At 70.6% G+C, this 24,530-nt stretch carries 21 protein-coding genes and 1 tRNA gene; 4 read left to right on the forward strand and 18 right to left on the reverse strand.

Features of this window, described 5'->3' with window-relative positions; all coding sequences use genetic code 11:
* Positions 1 to 3 precede the first annotated feature (3 nt).
* The 6 genes from tolR to murI form a co-directional block, all read right to left on the reverse strand.
* Positions 4 to 453, reverse strand: a complete 450-nt coding sequence (gene tolR, locus COGEMETH_RS07025; RefSeq protein WP_238181892.1) for a protein TolR — start codon at positions 451 to 453, stop codon at positions 4 to 6.
* Positions 454 to 475: 22 nt separating this feature from the next.
* Positions 476 to 1,198: a protein TolQ gene (tolQ, locus tag COGEMETH_RS07030; RefSeq protein WP_238181893.1), complete on the reverse strand. Its 723-nt coding sequence runs from the start codon at positions 1,196 to 1,198 to the stop codon at positions 476 to 478.
* A 186-nt stretch (positions 1,199 to 1,384) separates the two neighbouring features.
* Positions 1,385 to 1,822 (reverse strand): tol-pal system-associated acyl-CoA thioesterase, encoded by a 438-nt coding sequence (ybgC, locus tag COGEMETH_RS07035; RefSeq protein WP_238181894.1) that lies wholly within the window; start codon positions 1,820 to 1,822, stop codon positions 1,385 to 1,387.
* A gap of 206 nt (positions 1,823 to 2,028) precedes the next feature.
* Entirely contained in the window at positions 2,029 to 2,751 is a 723-nt protein-coding gene (locus tag COGEMETH_RS07040) for a DUF4142 domain-containing protein (RefSeq protein WP_238181895.1), read from the reverse strand.
* A 688-nt stretch (positions 2,752 to 3,439) separates the two neighbouring features.
* On the reverse strand, positions 3,440 to 4,501 hold the full coding sequence (gene ruvB, locus COGEMETH_RS07045) for a Holliday junction branch migration DNA helicase RuvB (RefSeq protein ID WP_238181896.1): 1,062 nt from the start codon (positions 4,499 to 4,501) through the stop codon (positions 3,440 to 3,442).
* 645 nt (positions 4,502 to 5,146) lie between these two features.
* Complete coding sequence (gene murI / locus COGEMETH_RS07050) at positions 5,147 to 6,025, reverse strand: glutamate racemase (RefSeq protein WP_238181897.1); 879 nt, start codon at positions 6,023 to 6,025, stop codon at positions 5,147 to 5,149.
* Positions 6,026 to 6,279: 254 nt separating this feature from the next.
* Here murI and egtB point away from each other — a divergent pair, with 254 nt between their 5' ends.
* Together egtB and egtD are read left to right on the forward strand one after the other, a co-directional pair.
* Positions 6,280 to 7,551, forward strand: a complete 1,272-nt coding sequence (egtB, locus tag COGEMETH_RS07055; protein ID WP_238181898.1) for an ergothioneine biosynthesis protein EgtB — start codon at positions 6,280 to 6,282, stop codon at positions 7,549 to 7,551.
* Between the two features lie 32 nt (positions 7,552 to 7,583).
* Entirely contained in the window at positions 7,584 to 8,558 is a 975-nt protein-coding gene (egtD, locus tag COGEMETH_RS07060) for an L-histidine N(alpha)-methyltransferase (protein ID WP_238181899.1), read from the forward strand.
* Positions 8,559 to 8,562: 4 nt separating this feature from the next.
* On the opposite strand, the gene COGEMETH_RS07065 is transcribed toward egtD, so the two are convergent.
* From COGEMETH_RS07065 to clpS, 4 genes are all read right to left on the reverse strand, one after another.
* Positions 8,563 to 9,876 (reverse strand): flavin monoamine oxidase family protein, encoded by a 1,314-nt coding sequence (locus COGEMETH_RS07065; protein ID WP_238181900.1) that lies wholly within the window; start codon positions 9,874 to 9,876, stop codon positions 8,563 to 8,565.
* Positions 9,877 to 9,916: 40 nt separating this feature from the next.
* A complete protein-coding gene (locus COGEMETH_RS07070; RefSeq protein ID WP_238181901.1) occupies positions 9,917 to 10,183 on the reverse strand; it encodes a hypothetical protein in 267 nt (88 codons plus the stop codon).
* A gap of 82 nt (positions 10,184 to 10,265) precedes the next feature.
* Positions 10,266 to 12,755 carry an ATP-dependent Clp protease ATP-binding subunit ClpA gene (gene clpA, locus COGEMETH_RS07075; protein ID WP_238181902.1) on the reverse strand — a complete coding sequence of 830 codons (2,490 nt, stop codon included), beginning with the start codon at positions 12,753 to 12,755 and terminating at the stop codon, positions 10,266 to 10,268.
* A gap of 21 nt (positions 12,756 to 12,776) precedes the next feature.
* Positions 12,777 to 13,109: an ATP-dependent Clp protease adapter ClpS gene (clpS, locus tag COGEMETH_RS07080; protein WP_238181928.1), complete on the reverse strand. Its 333-nt coding sequence runs from the start codon at positions 13,107 to 13,109 to the stop codon at positions 12,777 to 12,779.
* Between the two features lie 501 nt (positions 13,110 to 13,610).
* Between clpS and COGEMETH_RS07085 the strand changes: the two genes are divergently transcribed.
* Complete coding sequence (locus COGEMETH_RS07085; RefSeq protein WP_238181903.1) at positions 13,611 to 15,104, forward strand: D-alanyl-D-alanine carboxypeptidase; 1,494 nt, start codon at positions 13,611 to 13,613, stop codon at positions 15,102 to 15,104.
* Positions 15,105 to 15,241: 137 nt separating this feature from the next.
* Here the strand turns inward: COGEMETH_RS07085 and COGEMETH_RS07090 are convergent, their stop codons facing one another.
* The 3 genes from COGEMETH_RS07090 to COGEMETH_RS07100 are packed head-to-tail and all read right to left on the reverse strand — an operon-like array spanning position 15,242 to position 17,336.
* The gene (locus tag COGEMETH_RS07090) at positions 15,242 to 15,952 is read right to left on the reverse strand and encodes a J domain-containing protein (RefSeq protein WP_238181904.1); all 711 of its coding nucleotides are present in this window, start codon (positions 15,950 to 15,952) and stop codon (positions 15,242 to 15,244) included.
* A 5-nt stretch (positions 15,953 to 15,957) separates the two neighbouring features.
* Entirely contained in the window at positions 15,958 to 16,203 is a 246-nt protein-coding gene (locus COGEMETH_RS07095; protein WP_238181905.1) for a hypothetical protein, read from the reverse strand.
* The gene (locus tag COGEMETH_RS07100) at positions 16,200 to 17,336 is read right to left on the reverse strand and encodes a S1C family serine protease (protein WP_238181906.1); all 1,137 of its coding nucleotides are present in this window, start codon (positions 17,334 to 17,336) and stop codon (positions 16,200 to 16,202) included. The genes COGEMETH_RS07095 and COGEMETH_RS07100 overlap by 4 nt, the downstream gene beginning before the upstream one ends.
* A 442-nt stretch (positions 17,337 to 17,778) precedes the next feature.
* Between COGEMETH_RS07100 and COGEMETH_RS07105 the strand changes: the two genes are divergently transcribed.
* On the forward strand, positions 17,779 to 17,994 hold the full coding sequence (locus tag COGEMETH_RS07105; protein WP_238181907.1) for a hypothetical protein: 216 nt from the start codon (positions 17,779 to 17,781) through the stop codon (positions 17,992 to 17,994).
* A 225-nt stretch (positions 17,995 to 18,219) separates the two neighbouring features.
* Here the strand turns inward: COGEMETH_RS07105 and COGEMETH_RS07110 are convergent, their stop codons facing one another.
* The 5 genes from COGEMETH_RS07110 to COGEMETH_RS07130 form a co-directional block, all read right to left on the reverse strand.
* Positions 18,220 to 21,657: an SbcC/MukB-like Walker B domain-containing protein gene (locus COGEMETH_RS07110; protein WP_238181908.1), complete on the reverse strand. Its 3,438-nt coding sequence runs from the start codon at positions 21,655 to 21,657 to the stop codon at positions 18,220 to 18,222.
* Positions 21,658 to 21,737: 80 nt separating this feature from the next.
* Positions 21,738 to 22,370, reverse strand: coding sequence for a DUF4194 domain-containing protein (locus COGEMETH_RS07115; protein ID WP_238181909.1), 633 nt, complete (start codon positions 22,368 to 22,370; stop codon positions 21,738 to 21,740).
* Complete coding sequence (locus tag COGEMETH_RS07120; RefSeq protein ID WP_238181910.1) at positions 22,363 to 23,733, reverse strand: Wadjet anti-phage system protein JetA family protein; 1,371 nt, start codon at positions 23,731 to 23,733, stop codon at positions 22,363 to 22,365. Before COGEMETH_RS07120 ends, COGEMETH_RS07115 begins: the two co-directional genes overlap by 8 nt.
* 32 nt (positions 23,734 to 23,765) lie before the next feature.
* Positions 23,766 to 24,185 carry an FKBP-type peptidyl-prolyl cis-trans isomerase gene (locus COGEMETH_RS07125; protein ID WP_283214968.1) on the reverse strand — a complete coding sequence of 140 codons (420 nt, stop codon included), beginning with the start codon at positions 24,183 to 24,185 and terminating at the stop codon, positions 23,766 to 23,768.
* A 247-nt stretch (positions 24,186 to 24,432) separates the two neighbouring features.
* Positions 24,433 to 24,506: transfer RNA gene (locus COGEMETH_RS07130), tRNA-Gly, on the reverse strand.
* Between the last annotated feature and the right edge of the window lie 24 nt (positions 24,507 to 24,530).

Here is a 24,530-nt window from a genome sequence, read left to right on the forward strand (position 1 = left end):
CCGCTATCGCTGCTCGGGCTCGGTGACGAGGGCGACCTTCTTGAAGCCGCCTCCGGTCACGATCGCCATCACCTGCGCCACCCGGCCGTACTCGACCCGCTTGTCGCCGCGCACGAACACCCGCTCCTCGGTGCCGGTCTTGGCGGTCTCTGTGAGCTTGGCCACGATGGAATCGTCGGTCAACTCGTCCTCGCCGAGGAACACCTGTCCCGTCTGGCGGATCGAGAGCGTGATCGGCTTGGTGTCGGAATTCAGTGGCGCGGCCTTGGATTGGGGCAGGTCGAGGGGCACGCCCACCGTCATCATGGGCGCGGCGACCATGAAGATGATCAGCAGCACCAGCACGACGTCGATGAACGGCGTCATGTTGATCTCGTTGATGGCGCCGCCGCCGCGGTGTCCGCGCCGCCGCCGCCTGCCTCCGCCGCCCTTGGCGCCCGCTGCCATGCTCATGTGCGTGTCCCCTGTGGCGCGATCAGGCGGCGACCGAGAGGCGCTCGTCGATCTGGCGGGAGAGGATGGCTGAGAACTCGTCGGCAAAACCCTCCAGCCGCGACTGCTGCTTGGCCACGGTCGCCTGGAGCTTGTTGTAGGCCAGCACCGCGGGGATGGCCGCGAACAGGCCGATGGCGGTGGCGAACAGCGCCTCGGCGATGCCCGGCGCCACGACGGCCAGCGACGTGTTCTTGGAGGCCGCGATCGAGGTGAAGGCGGTCATGATGCCCCAGACCGTGCCGAACAGGCCGATATAGGGGCCGGCCGAGCCGATCGAGGCGAGGAACAGCAGGCGGGATTCCAGGCGCTCGACCTCGCGCTGGATGGTCACGTCGAGCACCTTGTCGATGCGCTGCGAGAGCGACTGGATCTGCCGGCCCGAGCCCTCGAAGGAGCGCTTCCACTCCCGCATCGCGGCGGTGAACAGGGCGCCCAGGCCCGTGGCCGGGCGGTCGTTGAAGGAGCGGAAGAGTTCCTCGAGCGAGCGGCCGGACCAGAACGCGTCCTCGAAGGCGTCCATCTCCGACCGGGTACGGCGGAACAGCAGCGTCTTGTCGACGATGATCGCCCAGCACCAGATCGAGGCGCCCATCAGCCCCAGCATCACGACCTTGACGACGAAGTGGGCCTGCAGGAACAGGCCGAGCAGCGTCATGTCGGCCACGGGCGCCTGGGCGGCCTGCATGGCATCGGCTGGGTTCATGACGGGGTCCTCGACGTCTCGCTGGCCAGCCCACGCGGCGGCCTCGGCGAGCCCGCGCGCCCCGGCCAAATCCGTGAGCGTATTCAACGGGGAATGGCCGTTGAATCTGTCGAAAGTATGGGCCGGGCTCTCCGCCGCGGCCCCCTTCGACGGGCCAACAGAGACGCCGTCAGGGTTAAGGCAGGGTTAAGGCTCGCCCTCCCCTGCCGCATTGCGGGAGAGCGCCTTGCGCAATGCGTCCGGCAGGCGCACGGCCCGGCCGTCCCGCACGCAGGCCACCACCACCTCGGCCCGCACCAGCACCGCCTCGCCGCGCAGCACCCATTGCCTCAGGTGCATGGAGGCCCCGCGCAGGTCGTGGGTCGCGGTGGCCACCGTCAGCAGGTCGTCCATCCGCGCGGGCTTGAGGTAGTCGATGCTCATCCGCCGCACCACGAAGACCAGGCCCGCGCCCTCCCGATGCAGGTCCGACTGGTCGCCGGCCAAGCCCCGCAGCAATTCGGTGCGGCCCCGCTCCATGAAGCGCAGGTAGCTCGCGTGGTAGACGAAGCCCGAGAAGTCGGTGTCCTCGTAGTAGACGCGCAGCGGCAGGGCGTGGGCGCCGGAGGGGACGGGCTCAGTCACGCGGGAGGCCGTCGCTCGAAGGGGTTGGGGCAGGCATCGTCGGTCCATGTCCTGTACGCGGGGAACGCAGGTTCCGGCAGGTTAGCGGTTCCCGCATCGATCGAGAACGTGCCGACCTCGGCGGAAGCCCGGCTCGGCACGGCCATACGAAAAAGGGCCGCCCTGATGGGGCAGCCCTCTCGCCGTCGCGGAGAATTGGAAGAAAATTAGCCGCCGATGCGCTGGGCGAGGCTGGCCGAGTGGCCGTGCTCGTTGGCGATGTAGGGCAGCGCCTCGTTGGCGAACTGGCGGCCGCCGGCGCTGTCGCCGTTGCGGGCATAGGTCTCGTAGAGGGCCAGCGTCCGGGCGTCCGAGCGGGCCTGCTGGCCGACATAGGCACGGTCGAACTCGCGGGCGGTCTGGGCGGACTTGAGGCGCTCCAGGCGGGACTGGCCGCGCTCGCCGATGGCCACGCGGCGGCCGGGCTCGCTGGGGCTGTTGTCGATGATGCCGACGCCGCCGAGGACGCCGCCGACGATGCTCGTGCCGATGTTGGCCGCGATCGTCACCGGGGCCAGCACGAGGCCGACCGGGTTGTCGAGGCGGGTCTCGATGCCCTGGCGGTCGGAGACGACGGTGCCGTTGCGGCTGAGCGAGGTGCCCTCGGGCAGGAGCGCCTTGGTGGTGGCCTCACGCTCCACGAGGACGCGGTTGGCGTACTGGCGCACCCGCGGGTTGCGCGAACGGTCGAGGGCGATCCGGCTGGCCTCGATGCTGGTGGCGTCCGAGCGCAGGGCCTCGGCGCGGAAGGCGGGGGTGTCGGTCCCGGCCGCACCGATCTCGCGGTCGTAGGGCGACACGCGCAGCGGCAGGGCGTCCTGGGCGAGCGCCGGGGTGGCGAGGGCGAGGGCGGACAGGCCGCAGAAGGCCAGAAGGGCGGAACGCGTCATGGCGGAGAATGTCCTTGAGATCGATCTCGTTGGATCGTTTTGCCGTCGCCCGTGTTCGGGGGCGGTTGCGGGCTCAACCAGTGCCGGCCCCCGCCGTTCCGCCCTGCTGCGACCGGAATGTTGCATTGCACGCAGGTCGGGCGGTGCCGACCAACCAAGTCGCGTATCGAAAGAAGCAGGTAAAGAAGAAGTGGTTTTCGTTCCGAAGCAATGACTTGGAATGGAATCCTCGGGTCGGGAGTCAGGGAAACGGAGGTGCTTCCTATGTCTAAGGCATGATCTCAGCGGGTGGCTGGTCGACCGGAAAGGCATGTCTGGGTCGGCGCCGCGGGCGCAGGTACAAGTTCCGAACTCGGATCGGGAAAGTTCGACCGACCGTCGTGCCTGACGACCTCAAATATACCGCGGCACGGAACGAATCCCGTTCGGCGCGCGTCCCTCCCCCCTCTGCGGGCTCCTGTATTCACATATCTCGCGACGCTGGCGCAGGAGGCGGGGGCCCCCTCTCCCGCACGGGAGAGGGGGCCGCACAGCGTTTCGGACGACCTCTCTGGTTCCGCGGCGCAGATGTGTGAATCCGGTAGCCTCTGCGGGAGTTGGAACGCCGGCGCCGGTCCGGCTTCCGCGCAGACCCTGGATGACCTGCGGAGTTCAGCGGCCTAGACCATCCGCAACCTCGCGTATTCCCTTACGCCTCCGGCTCGCCCTCGCCGAACAGCCCGAACTGGGAGGACGGATCGCGCCTGGGCATCGCAAAGCCCATGTGCCGGAAGGCGTGGGGGGTGAGCACCCGCCCGCGGGGGGTGCGCTGCACGAAGCCCTGCTGGATCAGGTAGGGCTCGATGATGTCCTCGATGGCGTCGCGCGGCTCGGACAGGGCGGCGGCGATGGTCTCGATGCCCACGGGGCCGCCGCCGAAGGATTTGGCGATCAGGGTGAGGTACTTGCGGTCCATCACGTCGAGGCCGACCGGGTCCACGTCCAGGAGCTTCAAGGCCCGGTCGGCGATGGCCCGCGTCACGGTGGGCTCCTCGGCCACGATGGCGAAGTCGCGCACCCGGCGCAGCAGCCGGCCGGCGATGCGCGGCGTGCCCCGCGCCCGCTTGGCGATCTCGTTGGCGCCCTCCGCCGACATGCCGATGCCGAGCACCCGCGCCCCGCGGCTGACGATGAGTTCGAGTTCGTCGATCTCGTAGAATTCCAGCCGGATCGGGATGCCGAAACGGTCGCGCAAGGGGGTGGTCAGCAGGCCCGCTCGGGTGGTGGCGCCGACCAGGGTGAACTTCGGCAGCTCGATCTTGACCGAGCGCGCGGCCGGCCCCTCGCCGATGATGAGGTCGAGCTGATAATCCTCCATCGCCGGATAGAGGATCTCCTCCACCGCCGGGTTGAGGCGGTGGATCTCGTCGATGAAGAGCACGTCGCGCTCCTCGAGGTTGGTGAGCTGCGCGGCGAGGTCCCCGGCCTTGGCGATGACGGGGCCGGAGGTCGAGCGGAAGTTCACGCCGAGTTCGCGGGCCACGATCTGCGCCAGCGTGGTCTTGCCCAGGCCCGGCGGCCCGACGAACAGGACGTGGTCGAGGGCGTGGCCGGTCATCTTGGCCGCCTGGATCGAGACCTGCATGTTGGCGCGCGCCGCCCGCTGGCCGATGAACTCGGCGAGGCTCAACGGGCGGATCGTCTGATCCACGTCGTCCTCGCGTTTCTCGGGGGCGAGAAGGGCGTTGGTCAGGGGTTTCGGCTTGCTCATGGAGCCTTTGGAGCCTTCTCGTCCGGCCCGCCCGTCCTACAGCGCGGCCGCAGCGATGTCTAAACGCCGACCGGTCTCGGATTTTTGTCCGTTATAAGAAAAGTAGCTTGACATAATAGGTTTATTGGCATAGAGCCGATCCCGCCCGTCGCCCGGTGTCGTAGGACGCCGACAGGGGCCCGCCCGGTGGACCGACCGGTCGGGTTTTGGCGAAGGGGCGGTTCCCGCGTCGGTGGCAACGGTCGGCCACCGCCCCGGGCGCGACGATGTGCGACGCAAGGCCGTGGCTCGCCCAAGGATCCCGGGGAACGGGAGTGCGGGCGATAGTGCGGCACCGAGTAGAAACCGATGCCGGGCTCAATACGAGGCCCGGCGCCAACGCCAACGTTCGCCGAGGGCGGACCCGCGACCGTCAGGGCCGGGCTGCCCGAGATCGGGGTCGAGGCACGCGATAAGAGACCGCGACGTACAAACGGCCGGGCGATCCGAGGATAGGATCACCGGCCGCGGGGCGCCGGGGGACCGTTCTTCGTTTGCAGACAGTGGTTCCGCGGCGTCCCGCGTCCCCTGTTTCTCTCCGGCCATGCCCCCAGCGCATCCGCGCGCGGAGACGATGATGCGTGGGAGGGAAGAAATCCCAAACGACTACTGGAGGGTCAGGGGCACCGCCTCGACGCCGACCTCGGTGACGCCGCGGCCGGCGAGCGAGGCGCGCAAGGGCGCGGTCAACCCGGTGCCGGCGGTGAAGGCGCCTTGCACCGTGCCGAACTCGGCCCGGCTGCCGCGCGGGGTCGGCCCGAGGAGCTGGATCACCCGGCGGGCGATGGCCGGGGCCGGATCGATCCAGGTGACGGGCCAGGGGGCGAGGCGCTCGAATCGCGCCAGAAGAAGGGGGTAGTGGGTGCAGGCCAGGCACACCACGTCGGTGCGCCGGCCGTCCTCGTCGGTGACGAAGCACGGGGCGATCTCGGCGCGGATCTCCGCGTCGGACACCGGCATCCCCGCGAGTTCCGCCTCGGCGAAGTTCGCCAGCCGCTGCGAGCCGACGAGGTGGACGCGGCAGGTCTCGGCATAGGTGGCGATCAGGTCGCGGGTGTAGGAGCGGGCCACGGTGCCCGGCGTCGCCAGCAGGGTGACGAGGCCGGAGCGGGTCGTCTCGGCCGCCGGCTTGATCGGCGGCACCACGCCGACGAAGGGCGTGACGAAGCGCTGGCGCAGGGCCGGCAGCACCAGGGTCGAGGCGGTGTTGCAGGCGATCACCACGAGGTCGGGCCGGTGCGAGGCGATGAGCCGGGCCATCACCGCGAGTACCCGCGAGACCAGGGCCGCCTCGGTGAGCCGTCCGTAGGGAAAGGCGGCGTCGTCCGCGGCGTAGACGTAGCGGGCGTCCGGCCGGGCGCGGCGGACCTGCTCCAGCACCGTCAGGCCGCCGAGGCCGGAATCGAACACGAGGATGGTGGGCTCCGGGCGCGCGCGCAGCACCGCCGCCGACAGGCTCGCTCCGGCCATCAGATCGATCCGCATCGAGAACGCATGCTCCTGCCACAGGGGGAACAGTGTCGGCGGGCAGGGTTAAGGCCATCTCACTGGGGCCGGAAAAAGGCTCACTGTCGCGACGATGTCCCGGTAACCCCCGCGTTGCACAGGCCGAACACGGGTGCGGCGAACGGAATCGCCGCGCTGGCGTTGTCGAATTGCGCGCAAGCCACATCTCCTACGGCCGGTGCCCGGACGGGAAGGATGTCCCCCTTCCCGCAGCGCGTGTGGAAAGGACCAGCATGGCAGCGACGGCGGCACTCCGCGAAGCGCCCTCCCCCCGGGACGCGACGGCGGCCTTCCCTGCGCCTGCGGTCTCGGCCCGGCCGGTCGACCGCGCGGCCTGGATCGCGGCCTTCGCCCATGTCCGGGCGGAGACCGAGCGCCGGGCGGCGCCCCTCTCCCCGGAGGACCAGCAGATCCAGTCCATGGCCGATGCCAGCCCGACCAAGTGGCACCGGGCGCATACGACCTGGTTCTTCGAGCAGTTCCTGCTGCGCGAGCACCTGCCCGGATACGCCATCTACGACGAGCGGCTGCATTACCTGTTCAATTCGTACTATGTCGCGGCCGGGCCGCGTCAGCCGCGCATCGCCCGCGGGCTGATCACCCGGCCGACCACTGAGGAGATCGCGGCCTACCGCGCCCACGTGGACCGGGCCGTGACGGCTCTCCTCGGGCAGGCCTCGCCGACGGCCCTGGAGGCGGTGCTGCCGATCCTGGAGATCGGCCTCTATCACGAGCAGCAGCACCAGGAGCTCCTGGTCACCGACATCCTGCACGCCTTCGCCCAGAACCCCCTCGGGCCGGCCTACGACCCGGACTGGCGCTTTCTGGCAGCCTCCGGGGCCCGCGGCACGGTCGACCTGCCCCGCGGGATCGCGCAGGTGGGCCATGCGGGCGCGGGCTTCTCCTTCGACAACGAGTCGCCGCGCCACGACAGCCTGATCCTGCCCTGCGCCCTCGACCGGGCGCTGGTGAGCAACCGCGACTGGCTCGGCTTCATGGCGGACGGCGGCTACGCCCGGCCCGAACTCTGGCTCTCGGACGGGTGGCTCGCCGTCCAGGCCGAGGGCTGGGAGGCGCCGGGCTATTGGCGCCGCGATGGGGAGTCCTGGGCCACGATGACGCTCGCTGGCATCCGCCCGGTGGAGCCGGACCTGCCGGTGACGCATGTGAGCTACTACGAGGCCGACGCCTATGCCCGCTGGGCCGGGCGCGACCTGCCGACCGAGGCCGAGTGGGAGGTGGCCGCGGGCGGGGGCGGCCTCGACGACGCCTTCGGCCTCGTCTGGCAATGGACCCGCAGCGCCTACACCGCCTATCCGGGCTATCGCCCGCTGCCCGGGGCGCTCGGCGAATACAACGGCAAGTTCATGTCGAACCAGTTCGTCCTGCGCGGCTCCTCGGTCGCCACGCCGCAGGGGCATGCCCGCGTGCCCTACCGCAACTTCTTCTATCCCCACCAGCGCTGGCAGTTCACCGGCCTGCGCCTCGCCCAAATCCACGCCTGAGCCCAGACCTCCCGCGTTCCCGGAGCCGACCCGTGACCATCAAGCCGACCTTCGCGCATGCAGCGCCCATCGCGCGGCTGCCGGACGACCGCGCCTTCCTCGACGACCTGCTCGCCGGTTTCGCCAAGCCGCAGAAATCCCTGCCGGCCAAATACTTCTACGACGCGGCCGGCTCCGACCTGTTCGAGGCGATCACGCGGCTCCCGGAATACTATCCCACCCGCACCGAACTCCGCATCCTCGACGACCATGGTACCGAGATCGCCGCCAGCCTGGCGCCGGGCGCCGCGTTGGTGGAGTTCGGTAGCGGCTCGACCGTCAAGGTCCGCCGGCTGCTGCGGCACCTGCCGGACCTGCGGGCCTACGTGCCCGTGGACGTGTCCGAGAGCTTCCTGCGCAGCGAGGCGGCAGCCTTGCAGGCCGACTTCCCGCACCTGGCCATCGCCCCGGTGGCAGCCGACTTCACCCGGGATTTCGATCTGCCGGACAGCCTCGGCGACAGCCCGTGTGCTGGGTTCTTCCCCGGCTCGACGCTGGGCAATTTCGAGCCGGCGGAGGCCATCCGGCTGCTGCGCCAGTTCGGCGCGACGCTGGGACAGGGCGCCACCCTCGTCGTCGGCATCGACCTAGTGAAGGACAAGGCGGTGCTTGAGGCGGCCTACGACGACGCGGCCGGAATCACCGGAGCCTTCAACCTCAACCTGCTCGCGCGGATCAACCGCGAGTTGTCGGGCGCGTTCGACCTGGGGAGCTTCGCCCATCGCGCCGTCTTCAACGATCACGATTCGCGGATCGAGATGCACCTCGTCAGCCGGCAGGCCCAAGCCGTGTCCGTAGCCGGGCGGACCTTCCGCTTTGCGGACGGCGAGTCGATCCACACCGAGAGCAGCTACAAGTATACGATCCCCGGATTCCGCCGCCTCGCGGCCGAGGCCGGCTGGTCGCCCCTCCAGGTCTGGACCGACCCGGACGCCCTGTTCTCGATCCACGCCCTGCGATGCCTGTGAGGCGTCAGCTTCCGAGCACCCGCAGGACGGCGCGGGCCGCGCGCTCGCCGTCGAGCGTCGCGCCGCCGACCGTCATGGCGCCGCCGTCGCCCAGGGCCTCGCCGGCCAGGAAGACCCGGTCGGCGATCGGCCGGCGCAGGGCTTCCCGCGCGTCGGCGTGGCCGGGCCTGGCAACGGAATAGGCCCCGCGCGCGAAGGGGTCGGTCCACCACCCGGCCAGCCGCCCCCCGGTCACCGCCTCTCGTGCCGTGTTACCGAGGATGCCGGCGAGCCGGTCGGTCATTGCGGCGACGGCTGTGGCCTCTCCGGCCGTGCAGAGTTCTCGCGCCCCGTCTCCGCCCAGGTTGGCGATGGCCAGCGGTCGGTCGAACGGCGCCATCTCGAAATAGATCGTCTGGTCGGCTCCGTCCGAACGCGCAGCGGTGACGGCGTCGCCGACCGCGCGCAGGTCGAAGCGGGCGGGGTCGAGACGCAACGCGACCTTGGTGTAGGCGCCCATGCCGAGCCCCTGCAGCGCGCCCTCCACCGCCTCCGGCAGGGCCGGGGCGAAACGGATCGTGCCGGCACCCAGCACCCCGACCGGCACGGTCAGGATCACCGCCGCGGCCTCGAGCGGCCCCTTGTTCGTGGCGATGCGGACGCCCTGCCCCGACCAGTCGATCCCCTCGGCGATGGTGCCGAGCGCCACGGGCAGGCTCGCGAAGTGGCTGGCCACGAGGGCGCCGTAGCCGTCGACCCAGAGGTCGGCCCCGGACCAGAGCCGGTCGTAATCGGCCACCGAGACGCGCTCGGGCTCCTCCCCGAGGGAGAGGCGGGCGAGACCGCCGGCCGCCTGGACCGCTTCGGGGCCACCTATCGCCGCCGCCTCGGCGATCGACCGGTCCGCTCCGTTGGGCGTCAACAGCGCGTCGAGGCCGGAAAACCCCGCGCGGCGGCTTGCCCGCTCCGCATCCGTCGCGGGCCGGCCGTCGATGAGGAGCGTGCGGGCCCAGGTTCCGTCCACAGCGATGCGGCTGCCGGCCGCCTTCGCGATCGGCGCCCACGGATTGCGCTCGGCCCAATGGATGTACTGCGCCCCGGCATCGAAGGCGCAATCCGCGCCGAGGCTCCGGTCGGTGAAGGCGCGGCCGCCGATGCGGTCTCGCGCCTCGATCAGGGCGAAGGCGTGGCCTGCCCGGCGCAGGGTGTCGGCCGCAGCCAGCCCCGCCGCGCCCGCGCCGACCACGACGATCGGGGGGCCGTCCCGCGTCGCCGCCCGCAGGTTCGGCGCGGCGAGGAGCAGGCTTCCGGTCAGAAGACTCCGACGATCGAGATTCATCCGGCCCTCGGCTCCACGGTGTCGCCGGCCGGACGGAGGGTCAGGCGCCGCGCTTCTCCATCATCGCCTTGACTTGCATGAGCTGATCCCAGACCTGCCCCGGCGAGGTGCCCATGAACTCGAAGCCGGCGGTGATGCCCCAGTAGATGCCGAAGCAGATCAACGGCACCAGCACCCAGGCCAACACCTCCTCGCCGCGCCTGCGGCGCTGGCGCCGGCGCCGGCGCTGCTCGCGCGCCGTCAGCTTTTGCGGCGGCGGGGCATGGGTGACGGGCGTGAGGGGGCCCTCATGCAGTTCGTCGTTCATCGGGCCCCTTCCTCGTCGCGGCGGCGCCTGCGCGCCGCCGCGCTCTTAACCCCGTGATCCCGATCCCGATAGCCTCGATCGCTCAGGCGCGAACGAGGGGAACCTTCGGAACCGTGCGGACGCCCCCGCCACCGGAGCCGCCCGAGCCCCCGCCCTTGTCGTCCTTGGGCGTCTTCTTGCGGGGCGCCGTGCGGGGCTTGGCCCGCTTGTGCTTCTTGGCGGCGTTGGTGACGTCCTTCTCGGGCTTGGGCGTGACCGGCCCGGCCGGGAACTCGAAGCCGAGGCTGTCCTTGCCCCCGGCCTTGGCCTCCGCATCCTCGGGCTTGCGCACCACCACCCGCACGGCGCCGCCGTCCTTGAGGCGCCCGAACAGCACCTCGTCGGCGAGCTGCGTCTTGATGCTCGACTGGATCAGCCGCGCCATCGGGCGTGCGCCCATCGCGTCGTCGTAGCCGTGCTCCACCAGCCACTCGCGGGCCTCGTCCGACAGCTCGATCGTGACGTTGCGGTCGGCGAGCTGCGCCTCGAGCTGGAGCACGAACTTGTCGACGACCTTGGCCACGACCTCCTTCGGCAGGTGGCCGAAGGAGATGATCGCGTCGAGGCGGTTGCGGAATTCCGGCGCGAACAGCCGGTTGATGGCCTCCACGTCGTCGCCCGAGCGCTTCATCTGGGTGAAGCCGTAGGCGGACTTGGCCAGGTCCGAGGCGCCCGCATTCGTGGTCATGATGATGATCACGTTGCGGAAATCGACCTGCTTGCCGTTGTGGTCGGTCAGCTTGCCATGGTCCATCACCTGCAGCAGGATGTTGAACAGGTCCGGGTGGGCCTTCTCGATCTCGTCCAGCAGCAGCACGCAATGCGGGTGCTGGTCGATCCCGTCCGTGAGCAACCCCCCCTGATCGAAGCCGACATAGCCGGGCGGCGCACCGATCAGGCGGCTGACGGTGTGCCGCTCCATGTACTCGGACATGTCGAAGCGCAGCATCTCGACGCCCAGCGACGCGGCAAGCTGCTTGGCGGCCTCGGTCTTTCCGACGCCGGTGGGGCCGGCGAACAAGTAGGAGCCGATCGGCTTGTCGGGATCGCGCAAGCCCGCGCGGGCCAGCTTGATCGCCGAGGTCAGGGCCTCGATGGCGTCGGGCTGGCCGTAGACGACGCGCTTGAGGTTCTCGGTCAGGTGCTGGAGCACCACCGCATCGTCCTTCGACACGGTCTTGGGCGGGATGCGGGCCATCGTGGCGATGGTCGCCTCGATCTCCTTGATGCCGATGACGCGCTTGCGGCGCGCCTCCGGCACCAGCATCTGCGAGGCGCCTGTCTCGTCGATCACGTCGATCGCCTTGTCCGGCAGCTTGCGGTCGTTGATGTAGCGCGCCGACAGCTCAACGGCAGCCTTGACCGCCTCGGTGGTATACTTGAGCTTGTGGAACTCCTCGAAATACGGGCGCAGGCCCTTCACGATCTCGATCGTGTCGGGGATCGAGGGTTCGTTGACGTCGATCTTCTGGAAGCGCCGCACCAGGGCGCGGTCCTTCTCGAAGTACTGGCGGTACTCCTTGTAGGTGGTCGAGCCGATGCAGCGCAGCGTCCCCGAGGCCAGGGCCGGCTTGAGCAGGTTCGAAGCGTCCATCGCGCCGCCCGAGGTGGCGCCCGCACCGATCACGGTGTGGATCTCGTCGATGAACATGATCGCGTTGGGGTGCGCCTCGATCTCCTTCATCACCTGCTTGAGGCGCTCCTCGAAGTCGCCGCGATAGCGGGTGCCGGCGAGCAGCGTGCCCATGTCGAGGGAAAACACGGTGGCGTCGGCCAGGACCTCCGGCACCTCGTGCTGGATGATTTTCCTGGCCAAGCCCTCGGCGATAGCGGTCTTGCCGACGCCGGGGTCGCCCACCAGGAGCGGGTTGTTCTTCTGGCGCCGGCACAGAACCTGGATCGTGCGCTCGACCTCGGTGTGGCGGCCGATCAGCGGGTCGATCTTGCCGTCACGCGCCTTCTTGTTCAGGTTGACGCAGTAGGCGTCGAGCGCGTCGCCCTTCTTCTTGGTGCGACCCTCGCCGTCCTCGCTCGGCCGTTCCGAGGCGCCTTCCTCTTCGGCCCCGCGCACGGGCTTGGCCTCCGAAGCACCCGGGCGCTTGGCGATGCCGTGGCTGATGTAATTGACCGCGTCGTAGCGTGTCATGTCCTGCTCCTGCAGGAAGTAGGCGGCGTGGCTCTCGCGCTCGGCGAAGATCGCCACCAGGACGTTGGCCCCCGTGACCTCCTCGCGGCCCGAGGACTGGACGTGGATCACCGCACGCTGGATCACGCGCTGGAAGCCGGCGGTAGGCTTGGCGTCCTGCCGCCCGTCACCGGTGAGGTTCGAGAGTTCGGTATCGACGTACTCGACCAAGCTGCGCTTGAGCGTGTCGATCTCGACGTTGCAGGCCCGCATGACGGCGGCGGCGTCCTGGTCGTCGACGAGGGCGAGCAGCAGGTGCTCCAGCGTCGCATATTCGTGGCGGCGCTCCCCGGCGAGCGCCAGGGCGCGGTGGAGGGCTTGTTCTAGGCTGCGTGAGAAGCTGGGCAAAGCTGGCCTCGGAGTGGGTGCCTATTTCTTTTCCATAACGCACTGGAGAGGATGTTGGTGTTTGCGGGCAAAGTCCATGACCTGCGTCACCTTGGTCTCCGCCACCTCGTAGGTGAAGACCCCGCACTCCCCCACGCCGTTGTGATGCACGTGCATCATGATCTGATACGCGTCCTCGTGGGTCTTGTTGAAGAATTTCTCGACCACGAGCACCACGAACTCCATCGGCGTGTAGTCGTCGTTGAGCAGCAGCACCCGGTAGAGGTTCGGCCGCTTGGTGCGCGGCTTCGTGCGGGTGATGATGGCCGTGTTGGACCGGTCGTCGCCCCCCGGCGCGCGCGGATTGGACGCCATGACGGCGTGTCGTTCGACGGCCGGTCGAGCCCCGGCCTGACCTGTCGCGGCGGCGGCAGACGCAGCCGGCTCGCATGCGGTGCCCCGCATCGGGACCTGAATCATCTGTATCGAACCGACCCCTAATCGCACTGAGGGCTGCTTGGCGGGTTGACGGCGCGCGCCGCCAGGGCGTGTCCGCGTCCCAGCCAATCTATAGGGCGGGGGCCGACTTCGCCAGTCGTCCCCACGCACTTGTCGATGCCGCAGGCTGCCCGCACCACGGGGATCGGCCGCCGGCCTTCGGCCCGCCGGCCGTGTTGTGTGCGGTGCACCATCCCAGGGCCATGGCACGACGCGGGCCGAGAGATCGAGTCGAAAGCGGCCCGTTGCATTAACCGGCGCGTAACTGAGCCTGCCTAATCTTGGACAGATGCAGCGGGGCCACGCGGAAGCGTAGCCCCCTCTCAGGATGATGCGGTGCAAACCGGCCTCCCGGTTCGTCGAGGGCGATCAGTCGTGATGCGTAGCGTTCCCAGCCGCTCCCGGACGGCACCCGCGATTCCGGCCGCGCTGCTGGCAGCCGCCGTGCTCACCGCCCTGGCCTCCCCGGCAGAGGCCCGTCGCCGGGGCCATCATGCCCGTACCGGCGGCGGATACAACCCGCCTTACGCCGCGATGGTCGTGGACGTGAAGAGCGGCAAGACGCTGCACGCCGTCAACGAGGACGCCCTGCGCCATCCGGCCTCCATCACCAAGGTGATGACCCTCTACATGCTGTTCGAGCAGATGGAGAAGGGCCGCTTCGCCCTCGATTCAGAGCTGACCATCTCCGCCCGCGCGGCCGCCCAGGCCCCGTCGAAGCTCGGCTTGCGCCCCGGCTCGACCATCGAGGTCGAGGACGCGATCAAGGCGATCGTGACGAAGTCGGCCAACGACGTGGCCTGCGCCATCGGCGAGAACATCTCCGGTTCCGAGGAGCGGTTCGCCCAGGCGATGACGGCCAAGGCCCACGCGCTCGGCATGAGCCGCACGAACTACGCCAACGCCTCCGGCCTGCCTGACGCCGACCAGGTCACGACGGCGCGCGACCTGACGATCCTCGCCCGCGCGATCCAGGACCGCTTCCCGCGCTACTACCGCTATTTCCAGACGCGGGCCTTCGCCTTTCGCGGCCGTACCATCGGCAACCACAACCACCTGCTCGGCCGCGTCGAGGGCGTCGACGGCATCAAGACCGGCTACACCCGCGATTCCGGCTTCAACCTGATGACGGCGGCCAAGTCCGACGACCGCCAGATCGTGGCGATCGTACTGGGCGGCAAGTCGGGTGCGAGCCGCGACCGGATCATGGCCGACCTCGTCCGGGCGAGCCTGCCCCGCGCCTATGCCGGCGCCCGCCAGGCGCCCGCGGCCGTCGAGGTCGCCGAGCGCGCCCGCCCCGCCGTCGTCGCCGACGCCGTCTCGCGCACCCGCACGCAGATGGCCTCGGCCGACGACGAGGTCGAGACCACGAGTTCGACGGACCGCGCCCAGCCCCTCGACATCGTGCCCAACCGCTCGACCCTCACGCCGGGCAGCGCCGGGACCTGGAAGGCCGGCGCGCAGGGCCTGCCGAAGGCAGCCCAAGCCTATGCCGGCGCCAATGGCGGCCAAGCCCCCTTCCCCGGCGCCAGCGGCTCGAAATCCGATGCCCGCCTCGCCTCCGTCGAGGGGCCCGCCGCTCGTGCAGAGGCGCCCAAGCCCTTGGCCGGTGCCCGCGTCGTACCGACCGCCTGGGTGATCCAGCTCGGCGCCATGGACGACGAAGGCAAGGCCAAGTCCGTGCTGGCCGACGCCCGCAGCCGGGTCGGCGGTAGCCTCTCGAAGGCGGCCCCCTACACGGTCAAGGTCGAGCACGGCGGCGCGACCCTCTACCGCGCCCGCTTCTCCGGCTTCTCGGAGCAGGATGCGGCGCAGGACGCCTGCTCGGCGCTCAAGCGCAACGGCTTCAACTGCTTCGCCACCCGAAGCTGACGCGCATCCGGATCGCTTTTCGCCGCATCGACTGCGGCGCGACAGCCGAGGGCGGTGCGTATCGCCACCCCGGCACATCTCCCGGCCATCCAGGCCGGCTGCGACTCTCCGAAAAATCTGGCAACGCGCGTGGAGTATCAGCGATGTCGGTTCGTCAGCCTGTCGCGGGCCGCGTTGACGCGGGCCGCCTGCTCGGCGCTTCCCCCCTGGTCGGGGTGGATGCGCTTCATCAGCGTCCGGTGAGCCGCGCGGACCTCCTCCTCGGTCGCCCCGCGCTGAAGCCCCAGGATCTGGTACGCCTCCTCCTGCGTCATCGTCCCTGGGTGCGGCGTGCGGCCCGGCCCCGCGTTACGATCGCGCTCAGCGTCTACACGCCAGCCGGGATTCCGGCCGTCGAGATACGCCTCTAGCAGGCGCGCCCCGTCCGGGTCCTCGGATCGGCACCGCTTCAGAAGGTCGCCGACCTCGGCGGCCGCCAAGGCGTCGAGCCGCCGGCCCGCCCATGGGCCGGCGATCACCGTGCCGTCGCGGACGCTGCCGTCCGGAGCCATCGCCAGTTCGATCAAACGGGAACGGAAACGGCGTGGCGGCTCCTCGGCGCGGCCGAAAAGCGTCCGGACGCGTCGGGCCAGGCGCTCGGGGCCTTCGAGCAGCCAGACGCCACCGAGGCCGAACAGCAGCGCGAGGTCCAGGCGGCCGCGCAGCAGGAACAGGGCGGCGAGCCCGAGCAAGGCCCAGGCGCCCGCTTTGCGGACAAGGAGCGCTGTCGCGGCGGTGCCGAGCTGCGGCTGGCGCTTCCACCACCACCAGATACCGAAGCAGGCGAGGATTCCGAGTGCCAGGGCCATCGGTGTCAGCGCCGCACGTCGTAGCCGGCGCCGACCCGGCCGCCGATCTTCACTTTCACGGCGTCGCCGAGGTCGTGAAAGCCGCGGCGGGCCTCGTCCGCCCGGTCGACGCGCCCGCCACAGCCGGGCTGCGGCGGGAGCCGCACGCCGTCGGGCGCGTCCTCCGGGCAGAGGTGCGGGCGGGCGGGCCGCTCGCCGGAGACGGCCGGGGCGACGCCGACCAGCAGCAGGACCAGGAGCCAGCGTTTCACAGGCGTGTCTCCGCCACGTCGGCGATCGTGACCCGCACGGTGCGGACGCGCCCGTCGCGCTCGACCGCGAGGTCCACCGTCTTGGCGAGACCGGCCGCCTCGATCGCCGCGGTGAGGTCGGCGAGGCGATGGATCGGGCGGTTGCCGACACCGACGATCACGTCGCCGATGGTCCCCGTCTGCGGATCGACCCCGCGCAGGCCGGCATTGGCCGCTGGCGAGCCGCGCAGCACCCGTACGATCACGACGCCGTCGATGCCCAGGCGCGCGGCGGTCGCCTCCTGGCCGGCGATGATGCCGATGCCGGGATTGCGCACGCGCCCGTTCCGGATTAGGTCCGGCACGACCCGGTTCACCACGTCGACCGGGACGGCGAAGCCGATGCCGGCGCTCGCACCGGAAGGAGAGTAGATCGCGGTGTTGACGCCGATGAGCCGGCCCGCGGAATCGAGCAGGGGGCCGCCGGAATTGCCGGGATTGATCGCCGCGTCGGTCTGGATCACGCCGGACAGTTCCCGCCCCTCCCCCGTGGGCAGGCGGCGCTGGAGGGCGCTGATCACGCCCGTGGTCAGGGTGTGGTCGAGGCCGAACGGGTTGCCGATGGCGTAGGTCGATTGCCCGACCTTGAGGTCCGCCGATGTGCCGATGGCAAGCGGCGGCGGCATCGTCGTGACGCGGCCCAATTGCAGCACCGCCAGATCGTAGGAGGACGCATTGCCGACGACCCGCGCGGCGACGACCTCCCCGGAGGAGAGCCGGACCGAGATCGAGCCGCCCGACTGCGTCGCGCCCTGCACCACGTGGTTGTTGGTGACGACATGGCCGGCCGCGTCCCAGACGAAGCCGGTGCCGGTCTGCGTGCCGCCCCCCTCGCTCTGCTCGTCCGTATCGTCCAGGCTCATCAGGGCGCGGCCCTGTGCCGCGGACTGGGCGAAGACGTGCACGACGGATGGGCTCGCGCGCTCGAACAGGGTGACGGTGGTGGTCTCCGCCGGCGCCAGGTCGCCGCGGGCCGTCACCGCACGCGGGGTCTCGGCCGAGAACAGGAACGCTGTGACGTAGGGCTGGGCGACGAACAGCGCGAGCAGCACCAGCACCCCTGTCAGCGCGACACGCACGAAGCGATCCGGCACCAGACCATACCCCCATCGACCAGGCCGGGAGGGATCGGACGGGCCCGCCCGCCCGTCAAGGCCCACCGCCACGCCTTAACTGTGCGTTCAGGCTGAGCCGTTCAACAGGAGAAGGAGGACATCGTCACGGTGCGGCAGCGCACGGTGACGCTTCCTCCATCGGACTAACAGAATGGTCATGATTGCGGGTGACAATCTTCGCAAGTGAAGGGTGAGCATCCCGGATATTCCGCAAGGGTTCGATGCCCAGCATCGTATCCAGGCGGCGACGGTCTTGCGTCCACATCGTGACCCGAGCCTTGGGCTTGGATGCGAAATGATCGCAAAGCTGCCGCAGAGATGCTTGCATTGACAGCTAGATCGATTGGGCTTGCCTGGGACCGCAGGAACGGACTTGGCAAGCCCCTGAACGGACGAACACGGTTCGGAAGGAACATTTGAGATGGAAACCGAAGCCCTCGAACGGCCCGCCGATCTCACGATCTGGCGCACGGCCCCGGCAAGCTCCCCGCTTGCGCAGCCCGAGCGTTACGGCACCTTGCGCGAAGCCATCGCCGCCGCGGCCGGCGCCCTGAGGGACCCGGCCAAGCAGCCCTGGATCATCACCGAGGAAGGCGAGATCCTGTCGCCGAACTGGATTCGCACCTACCTCAACTGAGACCCCCTGAGGATTGCGGGGACAGGCCGATCGCTCCCCCGCAGGTCCTGCGCCTGGGGAAACCAGAATGCCGGCCGCCGCCGGCTTGATCTATGTGAATGCGCCGGCTCCGACAAAAGCTACGCTTTCATCCTGGCCGGACGAGCGAACCCCCCTTCATCGTTCGGCCGGCACCGTCGGCTGCGCCATCCCCCCGATCGGCGTCGTGCCGGCGGTGCGTTCGTCTCATTCCGCCGCATCGCGTTCGTGAAAACCTTCGATGCCGCGGCGCTCGGGGTTCAACGCGCCGAGCGCGCGCTTGGCCGCCTCGAGGGGATGCTCCGACTCGATCCGGACCGAAGACAGGTCCGGACTCTTGTAGACGGTGACGATGGTGTCCATCACCTCGGTCAGCGTGGTGCGCTTGTCTTCCGGGGCGGCGATCAGCAGTTGCAGGCCCCAGGCCCGGTAGAGGTCGACCAGAGCCTGGCTGTTGCGCACGTCGAGCTTCGAGAACGCTTCGTCCAGAAGGCATAATCCCAGGCCCGGATTCTCGTCGCCCGGCCGGTCGCCGGGATAGTAGACGCTGGCCAGCGAGGCCGCGATCGCAACGTAGAACGGGGCCTGCGCCTCGCCGCCAGAACCGCGCAGCGCCCGGCTCGACATGGTGGTGCGGTTGCCGACGCCGTCCCGCATGCCGATCTCGTAGACGAAGTAGTTGCGGTAGTCGGCCAGCCGCGCCGCATCCTCCGATCCCGCGATCAGCGCCGAGATCTCCTCCAGGGCCGCCGCCATCGGCCCCCCGGCTCCCGAAGGCAGCAGGGCCTGCGCGGCGTCGGGCGAGCGGGCGACTTCGGTGGCCAGCGCGTGCACCGCTGCGTAGCGCCGGTCGACCACCGCCTCGAAGGCATAGGTCTGCCCGGTGAAGCTGCGCGAGGACAGGCGCTCGTTCAGGGCGTCGAGGCGGGCGCGGACCCGCTCGAACTTGTCGGCCAGCCGCGTCAGCAGGTCCTCCGTCATCAGGCGACGCATCTCACCCTCCGCCCGCTCGGCCTGGGCGCGGTAGCGGCGCAGTTCGTGGCCCGCGACCTCGTCGTGCTCGCGCCTGGCCCAGGCGTATCCGAAGGTGGCGGGCCGGTCGCCCTGCCCCAGCGGGTTCTCGATGCGCCATTCGGCGCAGTACTCGGCCAGATCCCGTTCGGCTGCGCGCCCGTGAGAGCGGGCCGCGTCCGTTGCCTCCCGCGCCAGCCCGCGCTCGGCGGCTGCCAGCGCAACGATCTCCTTGGCCTCCAGACCGGAGAGGTCCGTCCGAATCCCGGATACCGAGGCGGGATCGAAGACCTGGCCTCGGGCGAGGCGCACGCGCATGGCATCGCCGCTCGCGAGGCGGTGCAGGGCCCCCCGGCGGGCGACGAGGGCGGCGCGGGCCGCCTCCTTCATCGTGGCGAGGCGCGCCTTCAGGGCGGCGTCGTCGGCGAGCAGCCGGTCGAGCTTCGGCTCCAGCTCCTCGGCGAGTTCGCGCAGGTAGGCGATGCGCTCGGCGGTGAGCGCCTTGATCTCGGCGGCCAGTCCGTTCGTGTCCTGCTTCTCGATCGCCTCGCGTTCGGTCGCCAGCGTCCGGCGGCGCCCCTCCAGGCCGTCGAGTTCGTCGCGCAGGGTATCCACGTCGTCGAGGCCCCGGTCGATGCGAGCCCGGATCGCGGCCGCCGTCCGGGCCGCCTCGCGCAGGACCACGGCCTCGCCGCGCAGGCGCCGGGCCTCCGCGATTGCGACCTCGTGGACGCGCCGGCTCTCGGCGGTGGGGCCGCGCTGCCCGCGGGTCATCAGCAGGTCGACCGAGCGCGTCACGGAATAGGCCATGCCGGCGGTGGTGCGCCCGCTCGGGGCGACGGCGCGGGTCATCTGCCGCAGCTCCGCGTCGTCGCGGGCGAGGTCGTAGCCACCGAGCCGCACGCCGAGGAAGGCCTCCGCATGCGGGTCCGCGGTCTCGATCACCGAGAGCGGGCCGTCGTCGTAGCGGCGCGCCCGCTGCCGGGCGGTGTCGGTGGTCTTGACCAGGATGCAGCGGTGGAAGCGGTCGCGGTTGCCCTGGAGCACGCCCAACGCCTCCTCCAGGCGGTCGGGGTCCACGATCAGCGCCTCGCGGGCGCGCCCGAGCAGGCCCTCCAGGGCCGGCCCCCAGGCCGGGTCCACGATCTCGGCCCGTTCGCAGACCGGCACGGCGTCGATGCCCCGGCGCGCGAGTTCGGCCCGGAAGGCCAGTGTGTCGGACGACAGGCGGGCGGCCTGTCCCGCGGCCGGGCCCGGCGCGCTCCGCTCGGCCGCGATCTCCTGTGCCCGCGCCTGCACGGCCGTGTCCTCGGCGGCCCGGTCGAGGGCGTCATCGAACGCGGGCAGGCGCAGCAATCCCTCGATCAGGCCGGCGAGCGGACCGTCCGCGCGCAGGGTCTCCTCCGGGGGCGCCTCACGGCGCAGCCCCGAGCGGGCGCAGGCCTCGGCCAGCCGCACGGCCTGGGGCGCGGCCTGCCGGAGCACGGGCGCCACCGCCTGGACCTTGGCCACCTGCCCGATCAGGCCGACGAGGTCGGAGACGCGGGCGGCCAGTTCCCGGCGGTCGCGCTCCAGCATCGACAGGCCGAGGGTGGAGGCCGCGAGCCGCCCGCCGGCGGCATGGCCGGCCATCAGCGCCTTCTTCTCCGCGATCTCGCCGTCGATGTCGCGCACGAAGCCCCGGCTGCCGGCCACGCTCTCGCGGGCGATGCGCAGGGCCTCGGTGCCCTGGCGCAGGCGGGTGCGGACGGCCACGAGGTCGACGCTGCGCCGCCGCAGCTCGGCGCTCGCAGCCCGGACCTCGTGCAGAACGGCAGCCAGCACGGCATCGCCCCAGGATTCGTAGCGGGAGACCAGCCGCCTGAGCCGGGCGAGCTTCGCTTCCAGTTCGCCGATCGTCTCGAGCAGCCGGCGCCAGTTCTCCACCGACTGGCGTATGCGGCCGACATCCAGGGGCTCGGGATCGAGGACGAAGGCGCGCACGAAGGCGCTGGTGTCGAAGATCGGCTTGAAGGCCACCGCGTTCGAGAAGGTGCGTAGGAAGTGGCGCGGCTCAGGCGGGGGCGCCCCCTCGCGCAGGATCGCCAGCACCTCGGCGGTGAAGCGCTCCCCCGAAGTGCGGAACTCCGTGAACCCCTCCGCCCGCACCCGCAGATCGGCGGCGATCTCGGACCAGGGCGCTGTGAAGCTGCCCTCCGGCGTGGTGCGGGCGTAGTCCGCGATCTCGAAGCGGTGGCCCGGCGCAATGAAGCGCGAGAGCACCTCCTCCTTCGAATCCCCGGCGCGAGCGGCGAGAGCCAGGCCGAAGGAGACGACGCGGCCGGTGGTCTCGTTCTCGAAGACCAGGGCCAGCACCGTCTCGCAGGATTCCCGCGTCGGGCGCCCGCCCTCGGCCGGGTCGCTGATCCAGCCGAGGCAGTAGTCGCGCACCGTGCGGGCGCTGCGGCCCGAGGCGGAGGCGTTCAGCGCCAGACGGCTGGCGTTGTTGCCGGCCAGCACCGTGCCGACCGCGTCGAAGATCGTGGATTTGCCCGCCCCCGTCGGCCCGACCAAGGCCGCCGCACCCCGGATACGGATCTGCTCGCGCCGGATCAGGTACCAGTTGGACAGCGCTATGTCGGTGAGGAGGTACACCCGTGAGGTCCGGCCGCGCCGTCATCCGACGCCGGTCCAGTTGGCCGGACTCCGGGATCGATGCAAGGGCGGGCGGCCCCTCAGCCTTCCCCGCCCCCGGCCTCCGACCAGGCCTTGAGACGGTCGAGCCACGCGTCCGAGGCCAGGACCAGGATGCCCGGCAGCACCAGCACCGGGGTGATCCGCTCGCGGCCGTCGCGCTCGCCCAGGCGCAGCCCGCCGCGGCGGGAGAACAGGCGCAGGATCTCGATCAGGCGCCCCTCCTCGGGCGGATCGCTGCGGGCGGCGGTGCGGATCTTCTCGATCACGTCGTCGGTGGTGCACTCCACCACGCCGTCGGTGGTGACGCGGTGGTCGCGCAGGCCCTCCTCATAGGCGAGCCGCAGGGCCAACAGCACCAGGGTCTCGTCCTTGCGCAGGCGCTCGGCGCCGACATCGTAGCGCGGGGCCTGCGCGGGCAGGGTGAGGGAGACCATCTGGTCGCGGTGGGAGATGGCGTAGGCGTAGCCGAGGCAGGCGAAGTAGTCGGTGAAGAAAGGGGCGTAGTGGCGCGCCAGCTCGTAGGAGCGGCCGATGCCGGGGGTGTTCGAATAGATCACCTGCGCCTTCAGCAGCACCTGGAGGGCGCGGGCCAGTTCCTCCGCATCGGGCTCGCGGGCGCCGGGCGGCGGCGGCTCGTCGCCGTCGACGATGGCGCGGAAGGCCTCAAGCATCGCCGCGCCGCGCCAGGACGAAGTCGGGACAGTCGAGCCAGCCGTTGGAGAGGCGGCCGGCCAGATGCGTGACGGCGTAGCGGCGCCCGAGTTCGCCCTCGAACAGCACGTCGATCTCGCGCAGGCGCTGGAACACCACGAAGTCGTCGATGCCCGCGATCGCGATCGCCGAGCCCTGCAAGGGGCCGCGTCCCGGCAGCCGCGCCTCGACGAAGGCGGCCATCGCCTCAGGAGTCACGGTGGTGCGGCGGCGGAACTCGGCCTTGGCGCTCGCGAAGGCCTCGATCCGCGGGTCGAGGGCTGCCTCCGGCAGGACCTCCACGAGGATGGGTGCCCGGCGGCTGCGGGGTGCGTAGAGGTGCGCCTCGCCGATCGGGGGCCGCAGCAGGGAGACGGCCGGCCGTATGTCCGGCGCATCGTCGGCTGCGCCGACCGCGCGCAGGGCCGCGGCGGTGCGCTCGATGCCGAGCGAATCCGGCCGGTCCATGTAGCGCAGCGAGGCCGCGATGCGGCGCTCCAGCCGGGCCACCACCGCGTCGACCGCGTCGAGGTGCCGGTCGAGGCCGTCGAACACCGCCAGGATCTGCGCGAGATCGGCCCGCACCATGGCCTCGGCCGCGGCGATGTCGGGCGCGCGGCCCTCGCGGACGAGGCCGTCCGCGAGGGCGCGGATCAGGAGGGTGTCGCGCAGGGCACCCCCGGCCTCGCGCACGATGGCCGAGCGGAAGCGGAACGGGTTGAAGCGTGTGTGCAGCGTCCGGTAGTCGCCGATCAGGTGACGTTCGACGAAATCCTCGAAGTACATCCGGAAGGCGGCCTTCCGCTCGGGCTCGCGAAGGATGCGCTCCTCGACCTTGCGCATCGCGCCGGCGAGACCCCGGACGTGGGCGAGGAAGGCCGAGGCCGCGCGCGCGGCGTTGGCCAGGGCCTCGGAGCGGTCGCTCGGGTTGGCGAGCGCACTTTCCAGGCTGCCGAGGACGTCGAGGACGGCGCCGCCGTAGGAGCGGGTCTCGCCGCGCTCCAGCCGCGACAGCTCCTCTAGGAGCAGCCGGGCCTCCGGGTCGAACTCGACCACGGGAACGTAGCGCTCGCGTCGCTCCACCAGCCAGCCCGCATCGAGGAAGCGGCGGTAGAGGCCCGACCGGCGCTCGACCGGGTCGGCGAAACAATCCTCGCCGTCCGCACCCGCCGGGTTCGGCCAACCCGCGAAGAAGTCGCCGATCTCGGCAAGCAGTTCGGTCTTGCGGATCGGCTCGGAGCCAATCACGCGCCGGTGCAGGTGCAGGAGCAGGGCCGCGTTGAAGGCCCGGCTCGGCGAGGCCAGCGGCCGGAACAGGTCGTCGGGCAGCTGCGCGAACAGCATTTTTTCGACTTTCGCCGTCGCGCAGCCGAGCCTTACTTCGCGCCGAGGAGCTCGACGTCGAAGATCAGGGTGGCGCCCGGCGGGATGAGGCCGCCGGCGCCGCGGGCGCCGTAGCCGAGCTCGGCCGGGATGATCAGGGTACGCTTGCCGCCGGTCTTCATGGTGGCGACGCCGAGGTCCCAGCCCTGGATCACCTGGCCCGCGCCGATGGTGAAGGTGAAGGGCTGGTTGCGGTCGCGGGACGAGTCGAACTTCTTGCCCTTCTTGCCGCCCTCGTCGAGCCAGCCGGTGTATTGCACCGTGACCTTCTGCCCGGTCTTGGGCTCGGGCCCGGTGCCGACGACCTCGTCCTGATACTTCAGGCCGGACGGCAAGGTGGTGTAGTCGGCGTTGGCGGCAGCGGTCATGGCGATCAGCACGGCTCCGGCTAGGGGAAAGAGTGAGCGAGGCATCGTTCCTCCATCGGGCCGGCCTCTCGCGCGCCGTCCCTTGGGGCGGCTCTTAACAGGTCGGCGCGGTGCGAGGCCAGCCGGACCCGTATCCGGATGTCACGGAGCAGGGGCGGCGCGACCACTGTCTCCTCAAGCGGATCCGAGACGTACCTGCCGCCGAACCCGGCGCGCGCTCCTGCCAACAGGCAGGGGTTCAGGCCCTCGCCCGACCCGAACCGAACGGCCTTTGACCGTCAGTAAGATAGAGTGGAGCGGGTACCGGGAATCGAACCCGGGTATTCAGCTTGGAAGGCTGCTGCTCTACCATTGAGCTACACCCGCGCGCCGGGTCGGATAGCACGGTGC

This window comes from Methylobacterium trifolii (assembly GCF_022179685.1).
In the GTDB taxonomy this organism is placed as follows: Bacteria; Pseudomonadota; Alphaproteobacteria; order Rhizobiales; family Beijerinckiaceae; genus Methylobacterium; species Methylobacterium trifolii.